The following is a 15,610-nucleotide window of genomic DNA, read 5'->3' as shown; positions in this document are numbered from 1 at the left end:
CGTGGTCGTGGTCGTGGTCGTGGTCGTGGTCGTGGTCGTGGTCGTGGTCGTGGTCGTGGTCATGATGATCGCCAGACTCTGTATTTGCCAACCAATTTTTTTCACCTTTCCACGTTCGCCAAAACATCCAAACGGCGGTGGCTAAAATGATAATGGCTGATATCAACTGAAGCCAAGGTTCAACGGACTGCGCGGTAAACTTCTGGCTCACATACATCCCACCAAATGCGATCAACCAAACAATAGTGGTATGAGAGAGCGTTGCCGCAAGCCCGAGCATAACAGCCTGCCGAACCGTACCTTTAATGGCAATAATAAATGCAGCCATCATCGTTTTTGAATGGCCAGGCTCTAATCCGTGTAACGCCCCCAAAAGGATCGCGCTAGGGATAAAAAACCACGCATTACCTTGCTGAAACAGTGACGTAAAATCGTTCATGATAATAATTCTTACTATTATGGGTGCAAAAAAGCATACTCCCCCCCAGTATCAAATACTACCCCCCAGTATAAATGAAGTGCTATATTGAGCACTTAAGAATGTTATGAAGGTGTTGCTGTGTCACATACGATTAGAGATAAAAAAAAGCTAAAAGCCAGAACCAGCAAGCTTCAAGGGCAAGTTGCAGCGCTCAATAAAATGCTCGACGAACCCCATGAATGCTCAGCCGTATTACAGCAGATTGCAGCTATTCGCGGTGCGGTGAATGGATTGATGCGCGAGGTGATTAAAGGCCACCTGACTGAACATATTGTGCATCAGGACAACGAGGGACAGCGCCAAGAAGATCTCGACGTTGTGTTAAAAGTACTGGATTCCTATATCAAATAACGCCAGATCAAATAAACCGACATCAAATAAATTGAGCCTTCGTTCTAGGAAAGCTCTCTTGATGATCAGATATAACGCTCAAATCCCTGCGCGTGTTTGACGGGCATAAACTCAGTTATCTCATACTGCGCAACCCCTGCGCGATGAAAAGGATCTTCCTTGATCAGAGTTTCTAACTCAGTTCGAGTCATTCCCTTTGCCAGAATCACCCTGCCCGTTCTTGGCTCTTTCGGCCCTGACGCAATAAAATACCCTTTCGAATAACAGGCATCTAAAAACTGTCGATGTTCGCTCAGACACGCTTCCACGTCAGCAAGTGGTTTTACATACGATAAAGAAACAATAAACACGCTACCTCCAACTCAATGAATCACATGAACAATATTGCTTGCAGTCGCTAGCGTAGCGCACCGGTAGTATTGTGGGTTGATACATGTCATGAAAGCTGATGGTGTTATTTGGTGGTATCAAAGACCTGAACCGATAGCCGCTCTTTAGCCGTCAGATTGCACGGGAAAACTGATTTTCCGTGCAATCTGAATTGAATAAATAACCGAAAAGGAAAGAGAGACCGTCTGATGATAGACATGTCCGCTAATTGCTCGATGCAGACCAGACAGTAACTTGATCTGTCCGCTTTGTGCTGTGAGTTCCACGTGCCAGTCCGTTCTGTGCCAGGAACGGACGTTTGTGGTTTTAGAAAGACTCCTATGATGTGGCCAGTTTTTGTGGACCAGTTCAAACCCAATGAAGAGAAGGTCAGCCGCTCTTAAGACGCTTGATGCTATTACCTTACCTGGAGTCTTTCATTGCATCCTGCTTCCCGGGATTGCATTGCTGTTTTGTCCCGGGAAGATAAAATTTTCCCGACCGGTCTGGATTGGTTCCGCCCGGACAACCCGCCCGGCCCGGAGCAGAAACAGTATTACTACCGTCTGATCCGTTGCCTCCATCAGAATAATTCCCGCCATTCCCGCCATTCCCGCCATTCCCGCCATCAGCAGCATTTACAGCAAATGCGCATATGATAAAAAAAAGCGCAAAAACACGCCAGATCATAAAAACTCCATTGTTTAACAATCAAATGTTCAACCTAGCCCCCATTGTAGGGCATGTCAAAGGATTAGGTCCGCTCCTCGCTAGATGCAGACCAGACAGTAACTTGATCTGTCCGCTTCGTGCTGTGAGTTCCACGTGCCAGTCCGTTCTGTGCCAGAAGCGGACGTTTAACCTTTGTCCCTTTAGGGAGGCTCCAGTTACTGGTACAGGCTTTTATGATAACGTTCCAGCATCACTATTTAATTTCGCTTGGGTACTTCAGACCCGATCAGCAACTAATTTAATGAGAACCTTATGACGGAACAGCAGGATTACCCTATAGGTACACCAGGTCAGCCTTGGACAGAATCAGAACTACAGCAGTGGCGGAAATGCCAGACTCGTTTTCGTAGCTATCAGAACGACGTGCTAAACACATTGGAAAATATCAAGTCTGTCTATGATGTTATCCAGTATGGAGAGCTAAGCTACGATGGGGATATCTATCCACTGATGGCTGTAAAATCTAAGTCCTGGGACGAAACCTTGCCGATTATTCTGATTACCGGAGGGGTACACGGTTATGAGACCAGCGGCGTGATGAGTGCACTGGAGTATCTATCAGGTGATGAGACAGGCTACGAAGGAAAAGCAAACTTACTGGTGGTTCCCTGCGTCAGTCCCTGGGCCTATGAACGCATATCCCGATGGAACTATAACGCCGTAGACCCAAATAGGCAGTTTTTTAGTGAGGGAAAAGCAGAAGAATCCAGTACATTGATGTCATTAATCTCCCCTTATTCGGGCCGGTTTGTCCTTCATGTTGATTTACACGAAACGACTAACACCGATGAAAGTGAGTTCAGTCCGGCACTGGCCGCACGAGATGGTTTGAAATATGACCCCGAAGAAATCCCGGATGGTTTTTACCTGGTCAGTGATTCGCAGAATTCAAGGCTGGATTTCCAACAGGCAATAATAAACGCAGTCTCGGAAGTAACACATATTGCGCCAGCAGATGTTGAAGGCAATATGCTTGGTTTTCCTGTGGTCAGCGAGGGTGTGATTGAATACGATAACAGTATCTATCATCTTTGCGCCACAATGACCGGCGCACCATTTACAACCACAACAGAAGTTTATCCAGACAGTCCTGCAACGTCTCCAGATGAATGCAACCAGGCGCAGATTGCCACCATCCGTAGTGCGATTAAATTCGCCCTGAGCGGATAGCAGTTTTTTGCCATCAGATTGCACGGGAAAACTGATTTTCCGTGCAATCTGAATTGAATAAATAACCGAAAAGGAAAGAGAGACCGTCTGATGATAGACATGTCCGCTAATCGCTCACTGCGGACCTTCAGCTCAGTCAGCAATGTTCGCGCTGTGTGCCAGAAGCAGAAACTGTTTAACGGTCCTGCTAAGTCTTATGTCATACATCGTCGTTATTCCTTAAACCCTCAATGTATCAATAACTGCTCGCAGAGCGGGGGACACATTGCGATGAGGATAATAGATGAATGAACCTTCAAGACGTAAGCTGTAACGTTGCAGAACCCTAATTAGATTACCTCGTTCTAAATCATCGGAAACTAACTCTTCCGGAACATAAGCCAGTCCCAGTCCTAAACTGGCAGCTTTTGCTTCCATATAGCTGTCAGCAAAAACCCACTGACCCTGCGGCCGATGGGTGATTTTTTTATCATCTTGATGTAGTTCCCATGCATACAGGCTACCATCACCGAATTGATAAGCGATACAAGGATGAGCCACTAAATCTGCGGGGGTTTGTGGAAAACCGTAGCGACGAAAGTGCTCTGGTGTACCGACAACAGCCATCTCCATATCCGGAGTGATGCGAACAGCAATCATGCCACTGCCAACTTCCGGACCTAGACGCACACCTGCATCGAATCTCTCCGCAATAATATCGACAAACCGGCTTTCGCTGATGAGTTCCAATCGGATATCAGGGTAGCGCTGCTTAAACACTGCAAGCTTCGGCAGGAGTACTTTATCAATAGCGTGCTGACTGGCATTGATGCGTACCGTACCTGATGGGGACTGACGATAATGGGCAAGCGTGGCTAGCCCCATATCTAAAGCGTCAAATCCTGACTCAAGGGTTCCATACAGTTGTTCACCTGCATGGGTGAGCGATAATTTGCGGGTGGTGCGTACCAGAAGTTGAACGCCCAGTCGTTCTTCAAGTTCGCGCACAGAACGGCTGATCCCTGATTGTGCCAGGCCAAGGCGTTGTGCCGCGGCGGTAAAACTCCCTTCCCGCACCACCTGCATGAACAGGTATAAATCGTTATAGCTTTCCCGTTTCGCCATAATTTCTCCCTCGCAGCCGCACCATTATTTAGAACAATTTGGTATTAATTCTAGCATTTTTTACCCACTAATCAGCACTTTTACTGCTAACTATAATGTGCTCATTGCAACAAAGCACAGCAGCGTTGTCCGTATGAAACCTGCATCTATCATGTTTTATGAGGAGATTTTGATGACTGCTTTCACCAAAAAACTGACAGGTGCCATGCTGCTATGCGCATCATTAAGTGGAGTCTCAAATATGAGTTATGCCGATACAACCAATCCGAACGCGCCTGCTACGCTGGTCGATAAATGGGATAAAACCTTTACTCAAAGCACGAAAGTTGCTCACCGTAAAGTGACCTTTCAAAACCGCTACGGGATCACCCTCGTCGGGGATCTCTACATTCCCAAGGATCGTGGCGAGCGTAAGCTGGCTGCCATTGCCGTCAGCGGCCCCTTCGGCGCGGTGAAAGAGCAGTCAAGCGGCCTGTATGCGCAAACGCTGGCAGAGCAAGGGTTTGTTACCCTAGCGTTCGACCCTTCTTATACGGGCGAGAGCGGAGGCTACCCGCGCAATGTCGCGTCTCCAGATATCAACACCGAGGACTTCAGCGCGGCGGTAGATTTCCTAGGTCTGCAAAAAGAGGTGGATCGCAACCGTATCGGGCTGCTGGGTATCTGCGGCTGGGGCGGCATGGCTTTAAACGACGCCGCGATGGATACCCGCGTCAAAGCAGTGGCAACCAGCGTGATGTACGACATGAGCCGTGCGATGGGACATGGCGTGGGAGATGGCAAAGATCGTTATACTACACAGGACCGTCGTGCCATATTGCAGTACCTGAATGCACAGCGCTGGAAGGATGCGAAAAATGGCGCTTTCGCGCCCGGCGGGCATGACATTTATGTTGATGAGAAAGGCAACGTCAGTGCGTCGAGTCGTATTCTGCCGGAAACGTTACCCGCCAATCCCAATCCGGTTCTTAAAGAGTTCTTCGATTACTATCGTATGCCGCGCGGTTTTCATGAGCGTTCGGTCAACTCAACCGGCGCGTGGAATGCAACCATGCCACTGTCATTTATGAATATGCCGCTGCTGAGTTATGCAAATGAAGTCACTATCCCTACGCTTATTGTGACCGGCGAAAAAGCCCATTCACGCTATTTTGCTGAAGATGCCTTTAAGGCGATCGGCAGCAAAGAGAAAGAGCTGGTCATTGTCTCAGGGGCAAACCATGTTGACCTGTACGACAACGTTGCGAGTAAGATCCCGTTTGCTAAATTTGAGCAGTTTTTCAAAACCAACTTAAAGTAATGGTCTGAAGCCGCCTGATATTTGCAGGCGGTTGTTTATTTCCCATACATCATCCCCGCCCACGTTTTTATCGTTATTCCCTGAATAGCGTCTATTTTTGCTGCGGCTAAGTCTCGCCGAAGCGATATAAAGAGATACTGATAATGTCCACAGTAAGTCATAAAACATCACCCACTAAAACAGATGCTCACTGGGGGGGCGTGTTTGCCATGACGCTCTGCGTTTTTGTGCTAATCGCTTCCGAGTTTATGCCTGTCAGCCTGCTTACGCTTATTGCCAACGATATGCACATCACTGAAGGACTGGTAGGCCAGGGGATCGCCATATCTGGTGCACTAGCGGTACTGACCAGCCTGACTATCTCTCGTATTGCCGGAAATCTGAATCGTAAATATCTTCTTCTGGGACTGACGGTCTTAATGGCCATATCGGGAATGGTCATCGCTATAGCGCCTAACTATCTAGTTTATATGCTGGGGAGGATTATGATCGGCGTCGTTATCGGTGGGTTCTGGTCAATGTCGGCTGCGACTGCCATTCGGCTCGTGGCGCAGCATCAGGTTCCCCGTGCGCTGGCAATTCTCAATGGCGGGAACGCGTTGGCGACCGTTGTGGCTGCGCCGCTTGGAAGCTATCTGGGGACGACCATCGGTTGGCGCGGGGCTTTTTTATGTCTCGTTCCCGTTGCCATAGCTGCGTTCATTTGGCAATGCATAAGCCTACCTTCAATGGAAAACGATAAAAGACAAAAGCAACAGGGATCTATGATTCGTCTGTTTAGAATCTCGAACGTACCTACGGGACTGGTGGCCTGCGGACTATTCTTTGTGGGGCAGTTTGCCTTATTTACCTACGTGTGTCCCTTTCTGGAGACTGTAACCAGCGTGGGCCCCTCTGGCCTATCCCTAATTTTGCTAGCAATAGGCGTAGCAGGTTTTGTCGGCACAATGATCGTATCGACACTCCTAAACGCTAGGTTCTATCAGACCTTAATTATGATCCCTCTGCTTATGGCAGCGATTGCCGGTACGCTACTGCTGGTAGGCCACAGCATCTGGGCAGTTGCCGTTTTGCTAAGCCTGTGGGGACTGCTTGCGACGGCTGCACCAACGGGATGGTGGACATGGATAGCACGTACGCTGCCCGAAGATGCAGAGACTGGGGGTGGTCTCATGGTTGCGGTCATCCAACTCTCGATTGCACTTGGTTCAACAGCAGGAGGCCTGGTATTCGACAGTTTGGGATGGCGAAGTACTTTCGGATTGAGTGGGATAATACTACTTGGCGCGGTAGCGATGACGTTTCTCACATCGCATAAAAATAGCAATGCGCGCTAGCGTAATCACGTTCGTCCAAGCGTCTGATTCTCACTCTTAGCGGCCCCTGCTACTCACCAGTTTGGCTGCTTAGCACCGAGCATTTTTTGATAGTTGTCCGTGAGGACGCACTCCAGCAGAATGAGACTGTTTTAAGCATGACTATTATTTATGCAGCCACACACTATTGAATATAGCTTCGATAGGGGTTACCGACTCACAACAGAAAGGATGCTGGAAATCGACCTATTCGTACTCATCTACTGAATATGTTCCGTACCGACCGATGGATTGCAGAAAGCCACTCAGAAACCCAAAAAACGTCTTAATAAAAAATATATGGATGCCGAGGCTTATACTCGATTTACCACCGCAATTTAGAGATAATGTTTTTAATAAATTTAATGTTTTTAATATATTCATTCAGAAGCAGGGTTTCAATCGGCTTAGATTCATTTATTCACGCGATCTTATTTAGGTTAACAAAAAATCATCTCATTTGGGTTTTGTTTATAGTTTATTCGCTAAATTATTAAGAAAGCATACTATTGAGAAACTAAAATGCCTATTTACCAAATTGCTTTGTTATGCACCATGCTGCTATCAACATCGAAATCGCATGATCTAAATTTATCTTATGAATCATTTAATTACGTAATATCAACCATAAGCCACGAACTAAAGGTTTCAGTAAAGGACATTATCGATATAAATGATGATTATGCAGATCCCCCAATTACTTCAGATATAATAATCAGCGAAGAAGAAGCGTTCTTAGGCGCAGAATATGATGACTCAAATGATATTCAAAATTATTTCTACAAATCGACCTAGATGATAATCTTTATAATTATTAATAACACCAAACGTTTGCGTAATAATTATCACATGGCATGAATAGCCAATTCTCATGACATTTTAGGCTCTATAGATAATAGTGACACCAGCAATAATCAAATATTTGAATAATGACTAACGTTATTTATGCTTATTTTTTAATAAATACATCTGGCTCTATATAGCAATACAAAATTAACACCCAACTATTTATAACCAAACCAATATATTAGCTAATCCAGAACTCTGAGTGATGGTATAAAAAGAATGCGTGTTTGATGATATCTCGAGTGTCATTCGTGGGTATTTCCAACTGTGTGGATGCTAAATTACTGTAGTACCGTATCAATTCTAGTAGCTCTAAGTGATTTGGATAGGCGTCTGCTCACACCTCTTCTACTGGTGTGATGGCCATCAACTTGCATTGCCTTAACTCGTTCGATAAATCGACAACGCCGCCGGTTTTGAGCCACTGTTTCGCCGCGTGATTCAGCATTATCGCAGGCACTTAGTGAATGTTTGGTGTGATGTAATAATCATCAGCATCACTTAAACAGAGCGTTGGCAGCTACAATCGCCCCCATAACCATATTCTTATTAAGGAATTGTTAAGTATTAGTTTGTAAACTTTATACTCTTAGTTTCAAAGGGCAAAACAATGACAAAATTCTCTACGCTACAAATACGACTCCACTGGCTCACACTAGCCCTCATTGCTGTGACTTATGCCGCTATGGAGCTGCGTGGCTGGTTCCCTAAGGATTCAAGTGCATATCTTGCTATGAGAGCAACTCATTACAACGCCGGTGTGTTTGTATGGCTACTCATGTTCTTTCGTTTAGGGCTGAAACATAAATACAAAGATCCGAATATTGTTCCACCACCACCACGTTGGCAGATGTACACCGCTAAGCTCATGCATATTGCGCTCTATGCAACCTTCCTTGCTTTACCCGTGCTCGGCATTGCTTTAATGGCCTATGGTGGCAAATCATGGAGCTTGCTAGGTTTTACTATTTCGCCTTTTGTGACAGCTGATGACGGAGTAAAAACGACAATAAAAGATCTCCATGAAACACTCGCTAATGCTGGCTATTTCTTAATAGCATTTCATGCCGCTGCGGCGTTATTTCACCACTACATACAAAATGACAACACGCTCTTGAGGATGATGCCGAATAAAAAGACTCAGTAACAAACTGCAAGAGCTAGCATTAGTGGTACAGCTCCTTAATCCGCTGCTGTGCCCAGCCTGCTGTTTGTGCATCTGTATTACTCACGCCCGAAGGATTCTGTTATCTCTGTATCACGGCCATCTCTCTGGCGACAAACGTATCATCATTAACGCGACTGACACACATACCGACAGGCGCCCTATTCAGCATCTCAAATAATCGACTTTGAGTTACAACTGTTGCTTGATCACCACACCTGAATTCCTTCCCCTGAGGCCCTGGCATTTCTAGCTTACCACGGGGAGAAGTAGAGCCGTTTATGGCCCAGTTTAAAGCACTAATTATGCATACCAGCCCAATACCTAACGTAATAAATATTGCTTTTACACCATTGGAAAACTTCACGCAGAGTTCCTTCCCAAAATAAAAGCGAAGATAACAGCATGAAGAGCATGGTTAAAATTGGTTGTATAGATCAATTATCGATTATTGATCGCTCAAAACGATCGGTATTGTAAAGGCATTACGTTGGTATCTAATTCTTTACTTCTGTAAATGAATTATAGATTAGATGAAGGTACAGAAAGCAGCAGCAGTGAAATATTCAGAATTAGACTTTAACTTCACCTTCCATGATTTGAAGGCAAAAGGGATATCAGATCTAGAGGGAACGCTAAATGATAAGTAGGCGATTTCTGGTCATAAAAATGCGACGCAAACTGCACGCTATGATAGAAAAATAGCAGTCGTTCCGGTCGTTGGTGGGCAGAAGTAACGGCAGTTAATGGAGAAAGCCAATGGCGAAACAATGGTGAAAGGCGGATTTTAGATACAAAAAAACCGCTTCTCGGCGGCCACAATTGCTTTGATTATTCTAGTAAATTTCCTTAGCACCCGGGACGAGACTTGAACTCGTACAGCCTTACAGCCGAGGGATTTTAAATCCTGTCTTTTTCAGATTTTTATCATATAGATAGCTTCGAATTTCGTAATATTAAGCTACAAAATAATATCGCAAAAACAATAGGTTATGGATCATCTTTAACCGCTATTACGAAGAAAATCAGCTAGAACCTCTTGCTTTAAATTCGATGGTTTGAGCCTACATAAAAATCTAACGTGGTCGTTTTATTTCAGCTAGCAGAATTTGACGTGATACACCTGACAGTAATTGAACTATTAATACTGAATGGATAATTGAAAGGCATGACATCTAGCCGGCTAACTGAACTACTGTCAATTTACCAGACAAAAAGATAATTATGACAATAGAGTTCAGAAGATGCTTACGAGCGATTGAATATGTTGATGAAGGGAGCGAACATCTAAACTCACAATTCAATTTTGATGAAGATTGCTTTTCGGTTGAGAATTTTTTGGATATTCAACACATAAAATAAAGAAAAAAGGCACCCACAGGTGCCTTTTAGATAGCCTGTCTACTAGAAGTTATATTTCAAACCTAACATTGCCTTTGTGTCAGAATACCCCTTATCGCCAACCTGTTGAGCTATATTACCCCACAAGTTTAGATTCTTATTAATCTGACCTTCTACACCCGTTTTCAATTCACCAATGTTGCCTACACCAGCTTGAGACACGCTTTCCCCATCCATTTTAACACCATAACTCTGAGTATTATGGATCCAGTTTGCCTCAACGAATGGCTGGAACTCACGATCTTTACCATCGTCTATTTTATTATGGCCATTTAAGAACGTTTTAATGCCTAAGCGAGTCTGAATATTATCATTTCCAGTGCCATTTACACGTGTACCATTTGATTCAACATGATCTTTTGCTTTGACCCCCATCCAGATAACTTGGGCCTTCGGTTGAATATACCATTCGTTAGTTGTACCAAGACTTCCAATGAACTCGCCCATTTTCTGAGTGTAACCACTTTCAAGTGAAGCAGTGAATCCATCTGATTTATAAGACTCACTGGCCAGACCTTCCCCATTGACGTGATTATTAAACCAACTGTATTGCAACCAACTATCTACATAGAGGCCATTTTTAGATTCATCGTTTTGATACCATGTACCGTACAGACCAGTGTTGTAGCCATTCAGCGACCCCTTTGACTTATAACCTGTTCTATTTGAGTCAGAATTACTTTTTTGGTTCCCGTAACCAACCATGATACCTAAATGATAACGGTCTAGTTCACTACTACTCCACTGCGCAATATCACCTCCAATCTGCAGAACATAACTATTAGATTGGGTAGATAATTGCCCTCCATTACTCTTCCAACGAGTATGGCTTCCTACATTACGCATCCACATACTAGTGACTTTCTTTTCGCCAGTTAATGCGTCTGTATATTGTGTTTCCCCCAAACGGTCGTGTAGACGGGCGTTAAACATTGTATTCGCAGCCATCAGATTCGAAATATAACTTCCGGCCTCAGGGCGCTCGTTTGGCTTATGAGGTGATGGCGGGTCTACTGGGTCTACTGGGTCTACTGGGTCTACTGGGTCTACTGGGTCTACTGGATCCCTATTTTCGTTTGTTAGATACCAATTATTTCCATTCTTAATCAGTGAATAATCGTAAGCGCCAGCTACAATTCTTCCATTCTGTGTGAACAAACCATCAGAGTTCCCTGCAACAGATATCAGTTCTATACCATTTATAGTTTTCGCACCTGATCCGCCGAGGTTATTAACACTGACAGATGTAGTTCCACTGGTATTGCCTTCAACAATTAACTTATCAACCGCTGAGTCATCTCCAGCCAACTTACCATTAAATAAAATGTTCCCTTCGTTCCCTACATAGTCTCCATGTACAGTTATTGTGTGGATAGAGTTAGTCGAATCAAATAACACTGTTCCACCATTTGTTAGGTTTTTAACATGTGAGTCATCAGTAGTTATCCATGCAGCATTATCAAGTTTTACGCTAGTATAGGCATTCTCGGTATCAATATTACCTGCATCGTTTAATGCAAAAATATTACCTGAGATGATTGAACCATTACTGGCATTAATTTTCATCTCTCCTTGGCTGCCGGTATTATTCACAATATCACCCATTATCTGAGACTTATCCAAATTAAGCTCAAGAGTGGATTGATCGTTATTAATAATACCCTTACTAAAACTTGATGCATCCGCCTGGGTTAGATTTAATGTTAAATCTGTATGATTTTGCGATAAATCAGTTTTCCCGAATACAACGAGATAATTACCATTAGTGTTATTCATGGTAACATCATTTATGTTAATCAGTGTTTTTGCTGAGCTAACTGAATTACCGTCCTGATTGGGCTCCATAGTACTAGAGATCAAATTTGAATTAGTAGTTTCAATCAAACCCGAATTTAAATTTAACGTGAATTCATATTCATTATTAATTTTTTCATTATTGGTTGTTAAAATACCAATTACAGAATCATCATTTTCAGAATTTTGACCATCTTTAATTGTTACATTATTTAAGTTAACTGTATTGCCATCATTTATAGCGTTCACTCCCGAACTTCCGAGTCGTATTATGCGCTTACCTTCAGATGTTAATAACGAGTTATCAATTGTGACAGTATTATTTATTCCACCAACGGCCAATGCAGTAGCTCCATCTTCTGGTGCCATTGGGTTAATTTCTCCAGCCAATATAGAACCAGATGCTATATTGAGCGTATTGCTTTCACCCTGCATAAGAACGGCACGAGATCCTGAAAGCTGAACGCTACCTAAGTTAACAGTATTATCTACTCCACTTAAGCTAACTCCATAGTATGATGCTTTCAGCTTTCCACCATCTCCAACAGAAACTGTGTTACCTTTACCTTGGACAACTAATGCACTACTCTCTGTTGAAGTTAAATTAGCATTTTCTCCTATTGTTACAGTTGAGTCATTTGCTAAAAGATGAATTGCCGAATACTTAGATTCCAGGTTTAGATTATCGCCACTAACCAATGTATGGTCTGAACCCATTATCTTAATGGCTGAGTTATCCTCAGCAGTAATGCTGGCATTATCACCCAATGAAATAAATGCCCCAGACGAGTTAGCATTGAACCCAATACCTGTTTGTTTCTTATTAACATTAATTTTTAGGTTATCAGTTCCATTCAATTTACTGCCATTACCCAAAATTAAAATACCACTTCCAGATTCAGCCACTGTTGAGTTAGTGGAGTCAACCGTTACATTATTTTCTACATTTAATGTACCGCCATTTACATAAATAATTCCACTTGGACCAACTTGCTGGTCGTAGATGGTATTTTCTGTTGCGGTCTCTGTTTTACCATTTGTGACGGAAGGTAATTTTTCTGCTATCGAGTTGTTGGAATTAAGGCAAGTCCGACTAATGATGCAATTAATGACTGGCGAAAAGGATGATTCATATAAATCCTATTATATATTTCAGACCATTAAAATTTAATGGTTTTTTAGATTAGTTATGTAACTTCTAATTTGACCTATGAAACAAGATTTTTGAACTATGCCAGCCCTCGACTATCGCACCAAATAGAAATCGAATATCAAGAAACTATCAATCATGTAAAATCGTTTCATAGTGTGACCATATTACATTTGATATAATTTTATGTAACTAAACATAAGCTAAACAATTTAATTAATTTTCGTTGACAATATTTTACAAAACCTGATCTATAGGATTTTTCTTGATTGCATTCGTTATTTTTCAGTTTTATTAAAGATGTCATTTATTAAACATGTATTTAATATATATCTCGCCCTACTACATTCATTCGAAACACGATTTCTATCTAATATTCGTAACTTAAATAGTTGAAATGCTTAACAGGTATCAAGAATGCGGGATGAGCTATCACGTGGGTGCTGAGACTAGCACTCGATTTGCCATCGCAATAGATATTGAGTTCAGGTGACCAGAAAGATGGTTGAGGAGATATTCGAGGAAATTGATGAATGGTTAGTATGTGAAGAAATTGAAATGGTTTAGTGTTTTTAGGCCGCTATATACAATAATGCGGCCTATGATTTACTTAGCAAACGCTATGGGCCACTCTGAAAACCGCGTGGTATAGGCTGGCGAAAGCATGTTTCGCTTCATCTGCCAGCCCTTCATGATCCCTTGCCCTGCAAACCAATCTTGCCCCTACCCTAATTGTTTATCTCATCTAACACCTTCATCAGCGCCTCGCTGTTTGGCTTTGGCCCCAACTCATCAAAAAGATTAAGCTGTGATACGCCTTTATCGGAAAAGTCACCAAGCATGATCCCCGCGTTTTGATACCAATTACCCGGCTGCCAAATTTTATCTAAACATGACAATGCGTGTTTGATGATATCTCGAGTGTTATTCGTGGGTGTTTATAGCCGTGAGGATGCCAAATTACTGTAGTAGCGTATCAATTCCAGTAGCTCTAAGTGATTTGGATAGTCGTCTGCCAACACCCCACTCCTCTTCTACTGGCATGATGGCCATCAGCTTGCATTGTCTTAACTTATTCGATAAATCGACAACGCCACCGGTTTTGTTCCACTGTTTCGCCGCGTGATTCAGCATTAACGCAGGCACTCAGTGAATGTCGGCTGTGATGTAATAAATCAACATCACTTAAACAGAGTGTTGGCGGCTACCCCCCCCGATAACCATACTATTATTAAGTGATTGTTAAGTTTTAGTTTGTAAACTTTATACTCTTAGTTTCAAAGGGCATAACAATGACAAAATTCTCTATGCTACAAGTAAGCAATAGTACGAACGCCCTCTTTCTCACCAAGAAACTGATCAAGGATTTTGTCAGTTGTAGCCCCACTGAGAACTAGTGCAAGAACCGCTGCGCTAAGTTTGGTTTAGTCGCTCCAGCATTTCCAGCTCTTCATTCACCGGCGCAGGAGCTATCACCTGACGGCTTTGAATCCATTCACGTTATAAGCGCTCACGGCGGCAGCGGAAATAAATCGCCGAAATAAGGCCAGCCAGAGTGCAAAAAATGCCAACAATGATGCCGACAACCATCCCCTCATTAGGTAATAAGTAATTAATCAGGCTGAATAGTCATGACGAAATCCCACTGGCGAGCAAGACATTATCGGCAGTACGTGTGTACATTCATTTCATCCTTCACCTCCACTAGCGAGGTTTTTTTAGAAAAAAAGCACTATCCCACCAGCACGAAAACAACAAAGCCAATCGTTAAATCTGCGCTGTCGGGTCATTGTCAGGTGAGTGTCAGGCCAAAGTCGTGTTAAAAAGAACAACATTGGTCAAACTAGATATGTGTTTAAAACAATCATGGTGGCTAAAATGACTAACAGCATTAAAAGGTTTCGTCTTGCTCGCGGATGGTCTCAAGAACAGTTAGCGGAAATCTGCGCATTAAGCGTTAGAACCATTCAGAGATTAGAAAATGGAGATAATGCAAGCTTAGAGACACTCAGTGCACTCGCGGCAGCTTTTGAAATTAATCTTTCTGAACTAGCAAACGAATCTCAGCCGTTGACTGAAACGAGCCAAGCTGCAGATGACAAAATCAATGCTGCTAGAGAGCGAGTTGAGGAAGAGCATAAATTTTTCCGTTCACTTGTTTCTGCGCTGATCGTCTGCGGTGTGTTAGTAGTTATAAATCTCGTCACTCCACATACCACATTCTGGTTTATATGGCCTATAGGCATATGGTTAGCATTCATTGTGGTTAAGGGGATTCGCGTTTTTTTACTGCGAAATTGGATCATTCAGTGGAAACAAAAACGACTCCAGCGCCTATTGAAAAGATAATCAAGAGTGTGCATCTGTAACTTACCTCATGTAGAAAACCTCA

Annotated in this window: 10 protein-coding genes and 3 pseudogenes; 7 read left to right on the top strand and 6 right to left on the bottom strand. The window is 43.2% G+C overall.

The annotated features are described in order from the left end of the window. A partial coding sequence (locus RSC70_RS01110) for a nickel/cobalt efflux transporter (protein WP_332541413.1) occupies nucleotides 1-439 on the bottom strand: 439 nt, incomplete at its 3' end. A 120-nt stretch (nucleotides 440-559) separates the two neighbouring features. On the opposite strand from RSC70_RS01110, the gene rcnR reads away from it, so the two are divergent. After that, nucleotides 560-832 (top strand): Ni(II)/Co(II)-binding transcriptional repressor RcnR, encoded by a 273-nt coding sequence (rcnR, locus tag RSC70_RS01105; RefSeq protein ID WP_040047185.1) that lies wholly within the window; start codon nucleotides 560-562, stop codon nucleotides 830-832. 65 nt (nucleotides 833-897) lie between these two features. Here the strand turns inward: rcnR and RSC70_RS01100 are convergent, their stop codons facing one another. After that, on the bottom strand, nucleotides 898-1,182 hold the full coding sequence (locus RSC70_RS01100) for a YciI family protein (protein ID WP_332541410.1): 285 nt from the start codon (nucleotides 1,180-1,182) through the stop codon (nucleotides 898-900). A 1,003-nt stretch (nucleotides 1,183-2,185) separates the two neighbouring features. Here RSC70_RS01100 and RSC70_RS01095 point away from each other — a divergent pair. Further along, nucleotides 2,186-3,103, top strand: coding sequence for a M14 family metallopeptidase (locus tag RSC70_RS01095; protein ID WP_332541408.1), 918 nt, complete (start codon nucleotides 2,186-2,188; stop codon nucleotides 3,101-3,103). Between the two features lie 219 nt (nucleotides 3,104-3,322). Here the strand turns inward: RSC70_RS01095 and RSC70_RS01090 are convergent, their stop codons facing one another. Further along, complete coding sequence (locus RSC70_RS01090) at nucleotides 3,323-4,207, bottom strand: LysR family transcriptional regulator (protein ID WP_046449200.1); 885 nt, start codon at nucleotides 4,205-4,207, stop codon at nucleotides 3,323-3,325. A gap of 172 nt (nucleotides 4,208-4,379) precedes the next feature. On the opposite strand from RSC70_RS01090, the gene RSC70_RS01085 reads away from it, so the two are divergent. From RSC70_RS01085 to RSC70_RS01070, 4 genes and pseudogenes are all read left to right on the top strand, one after another. Next, entirely contained in the window at nucleotides 4,380-5,507 is a 1,128-nt protein-coding gene (locus RSC70_RS01085; protein ID WP_234619188.1) for an alpha/beta hydrolase, read from the top strand. Between the two features lie 143 nt (nucleotides 5,508-5,650). Then, complete coding sequence (locus RSC70_RS01080) at nucleotides 5,651-6,844, top strand: MFS transporter (RefSeq protein WP_332541404.1); 1,194 nt, start codon at nucleotides 5,651-5,653, stop codon at nucleotides 6,842-6,844. A 1,474-nt stretch (nucleotides 6,845-8,318) separates the two neighbouring features. Beyond that, complete coding sequence (locus RSC70_RS01075; protein WP_282806667.1) at nucleotides 8,319-8,855, top strand: cytochrome b; 537 nt, start codon at nucleotides 8,319-8,321, stop codon at nucleotides 8,853-8,855. A 578-nt stretch (nucleotides 8,856-9,433) separates the two neighbouring features. Beyond that, nucleotides 9,434-9,610 (top strand): annotated as a pseudogene (locus RSC70_RS01070) (integrase); the annotation flags it as partial. A 667-nt stretch (nucleotides 9,611-10,277) separates the two neighbouring features. On the opposite strand, the gene RSC70_RS01065 reads toward RSC70_RS01070, so the two are convergent. The 3 genes and pseudogenes from RSC70_RS01065 to RSC70_RS01055 form a co-directional block, all read right to left on the bottom strand. Then, a complete protein-coding gene (locus RSC70_RS01065; RefSeq protein ID WP_332541402.1) occupies nucleotides 10,278-12,974 on the bottom strand; it encodes an autotransporter outer membrane beta-barrel domain-containing protein in 2,697 nt (898 codons plus the stop codon). Between the two features lie 850 nt (nucleotides 12,975-13,824). Continuing rightward, nucleotides 13,825-14,358, bottom strand: a pseudogene (locus RSC70_RS01060) (DUF4113 domain-containing protein); the annotation flags it as partial. 176 nt (nucleotides 14,359-14,534) lie between these two features. Next, nucleotides 14,535-14,642, bottom strand: a pseudogene (locus RSC70_RS01055) (lysozyme); the annotation flags it as partial. A gap of 454 nt (nucleotides 14,643-15,096) precedes the next feature. On the opposite strand from RSC70_RS01055, the gene RSC70_RS01050 reads away from it, so the two are divergent. Further along, nucleotides 15,097-15,567, top strand: coding sequence for a helix-turn-helix domain-containing protein (locus RSC70_RS01050; RefSeq protein ID WP_332541400.1), 471 nt, complete (start codon nucleotides 15,097-15,099; stop codon nucleotides 15,565-15,567). The last annotated feature ends 43 nt before the right edge of the window (nucleotides 15,568-15,610 follow it).

Origin of the sequence: Hafnia sp., from assembly GCF_036648275.1 — a bacterium.
In the GTDB taxonomy this organism is placed as follows: domain Bacteria; phylum Pseudomonadota; class Gammaproteobacteria; order Enterobacterales; family Enterobacteriaceae; genus Hafnia; species Hafnia alvei.
This window is presented reverse-complemented; position numbering and strand designations above follow the sequence as displayed.